Origin of the sequence: Methylophilus sp. UBA6697 (assembly GCF_002454655.1) — a bacterium.
Classification (GTDB): Bacteria; Pseudomonadota; Gammaproteobacteria; order Burkholderiales; family Methylophilaceae; genus Methylophilus.
In genome coordinates this window covers 1-2854 of the sequence record NZ_DKJH01000035.1, presented here as the reverse complement: position 1 = coordinate 2854, position 2854 = coordinate 1, and the positions used below count along the sequence as shown (strand labels likewise).

Below are 2854 nucleotides of genomic sequence, written 5' to 3'. Positions count from 1 at the left end.
CTGGTCGATCAGGCCAACCAGCTCACGGCAGCCATTAGCCAGTTTAAACTGGAAGGACGTGGTGCGAGTAGCCATTCAAGAAGTGCAGCCCAGCATTATCATGCACCAGCAAAATCAGTCACAAGTTTTCCCGGTGCCCATGGAGGAGCCGTCGCAAAAAAGTTCTCTTTGGATGACGCCAATAAGGCACATGCACAATGGAAAACACGGCTGATAGACTATATGAATGGGCGACAAAAAGAGCCTATTAACCATGCCGATGCGGCCAGTGATCATAAATGCGACTTGGGTAAATGGATATATGGCGAAGGCAAGCAACACAGCCACCGCAAGGAGTATCGAGATTTGAAAGATGCGCACGCGGACTTTCACCAGAGTGTCGGTGACATTCTAGCCTCTGTCGCAGCGAGAAATATGGATAAAGCCAAGTTCTTGCTAGGCGGTGACTTCTCCAGGCGGTCGAAAGACACACATACTGCGATTGAGAGTTTGTCCAGGGTCCTCTCCGGAGGTGGCGGTAATGCTCCGCCAGCAGCCAGGCATACCATGGCCAGTACCTTTAAGAAAACGGGTACCGATGATGGCGATTGGGAAGAGTTTTAGCGAGGTTTGAATGAAAAAAAGCCGACTGTAAAGCAGTCGGCTTTTTTATTGTAACTAAACTGTTAAAACGCCTGTTTGTCGCTAAAGAAACGGCTGGAAGCGTCGTAAAAGTAACTAAGTGGTAAAGAATAACCACTGTTATTCCCTGTTAAATTGTATGGAGACTTTATGAAAAAAACTTTGAACACAGCCCTGACTATCGTTGCGTTATCCGCTTTTTCGGCGCCGATTTTTGCCGCTGAAGTATGTACCGTTTCGATGATGGGTCGCGTTTGTTATGAAGAGGGCAGTGCTGAACTGACTTCTTCACATATGAAAGGCGACGCAGTTGCAGAGGCCGGTGCTGCCAAGAAAAAAGTAGAAGTTGCAGACGCTTCAAAAGCGAAGAAATAATCGACTTTTTTCAGTCAGCGAATCCCCCTGAACGTAGGGGGATTTTTTATGATTTTTCATACTGGATACTCGGCAGGGCAGGTGAAAACTTGAGCGAAAACAGAGAGATGAAAAGCTTCTTTATTAATGTTTAGTTTGCCAGATTGATAACCGAAAATATAAGAAAGCCAAAAAGGTTATAAAGTTTAAAAATGGATTTAGGAGTCTAAATTATGAGTGTTGCTAAGAGAATGTACATTCTGATTGCCGTCGCAGCTTTGGGGTTGTTCCTGCTGGCGGGAGTGAGTTATTTCCAAACAGACCGGGTGTTTAAATACACCAATTTCGCCAATGAAATGGCCGCGCCGAGTATCGAGATTCTAGATGATACGCTGAGTGAATTTGAAAAGTTGAATAGCCTGATTTGGCAGCATATGCTGAATACAGACAATGCGAAAATGCAGATCATCGAAAAAGAAGTGGCTGAGACCCACGGCAAACTGATGGCCGCATTAAAGCGCTATGACAACTTTATCAGCGATCCGCAGGATAAGCAGTTTTTGGGTAAAGATTACGAGGCGATTAAAGCTTACGATGTCTTGGGTAGCAATACCTTGACCCTTTCGCTTTCTAACAAGAAAACAGAGGCCAGAGATGCTTTGCTGGCGAACCAGGCGGTGATTGAAGGCGTACAAACAGCCATTCGCGAGCACAGACAGTTTAATAATAAGCTGGCTAAAGACAGTGCCAAACAAGCCGCTGCTGTGAAACAAACCGCCATCTTTATGTTGATTGCGATTGCACTTGCTGCATTCGCCGTAGTGGTTTCCATTGGGATTTACATCAAGCGTAATATGTTCAAGCAATTGGGCATGGAACCGTCTGAATTAACCGTGATTGCCCGCAACTTTGTTGAAGGCAATTTGAACCAAAAAATCACCTTGCCTGAAGATGACAAGTCCAGCGTGGCTTATTCTATCCGTGTGTTGCAACGCACACTGGATGGCTTGGTGCAATCCTTGAATTACGTGAGCCAGCAGCATGATGAAGGCGATATTGATTGCAACGTTGATCAAACACGCTTTAAAGGTGGTTATTCTGAAATGGCCGCAGGCATCAATAAAATGGTGGCTGGTCACATTGCAATGAACCGCAGTGCCATTGAAGTGGTAAAAGCATTTGGTGAGGGTAATCTGGATGTGCCGCTGGAGCAGTTCCCAGGCAAGAAGGCCTTTGTGAATGAGGCGATTGAGCAGGTACGTAGCAATATCAAACGCCTGGTGAGCGATGCCGACGAACTGGCACATGCTGCGGTTGAAGGTAATTTGTCTGCCCGCGCTGATGCGAGCAAGCATCAAGGTGATTTCCGTGCGATTGTCGAAGGCATGAACAGCACATTAGATGCGGTGGTGAAACCATTGAATGTGACTTCAAGTTACCTGGACAACATTGCCAAAGGCGTGATTCCAGCGCGTATTCAAGAGCAATATCAGGGTGATTACAGCCTGATCATTAACAACCTCAATACGTGTATTGGTGCAGTGAACGCCTTGGTGGCCGATGCCAATAAACTGGCACAAGCCGCGCAAGATGGCCAGCTGTCTACCCGTGCCGATACCCATCAGCATAACGGTGACTTCCGTAAAGTGATTGAAGGCCTGAATAGCACACTGGATGCAGTGGTCAAACCACTGACAGTGACTTCAGAGTACCTGGACAATATCGCCAAAGGCCATATCCCTGCGACGATTTCTGAACATTATCCAGGCGATTACAGCCAGATCATTACCAACTTGAACACCAGCATTGAAGCGGTGAACGCGTTGGTGGCCGACACCAGCATGCTGGCAGAGGCGTCTAAAGAAGGCCGCATTACGGT

At 46.8% G+C, this 2854-nt stretch carries 3 protein-coding genes; all 3 read left to right on the top strand.

The window, feature by feature from the left end:
• Positions 1-603, top strand: a 603-nt coding sequence (locus B3355_RS09800) for a CZB domain-containing protein (protein WP_292783237.1), incomplete at its 5' end; no start/stop codon positions are given.
• Between the two features lie 168 nt (positions 604-771).
• Positions 772-996, top strand: a complete 225-nt coding sequence (locus B3355_RS09795) for a hypothetical protein (RefSeq protein ID WP_019882307.1) — start codon at positions 772-774, stop codon at positions 994-996.
• Positions 997-1226: 230 nt separating this feature from the next.
• On the top strand, positions 1227-2854 hold a 1628-nt coding region (locus B3355_RS09790; protein WP_414683420.1), incomplete at its 3' end, for an MCP four helix bundle domain-containing protein.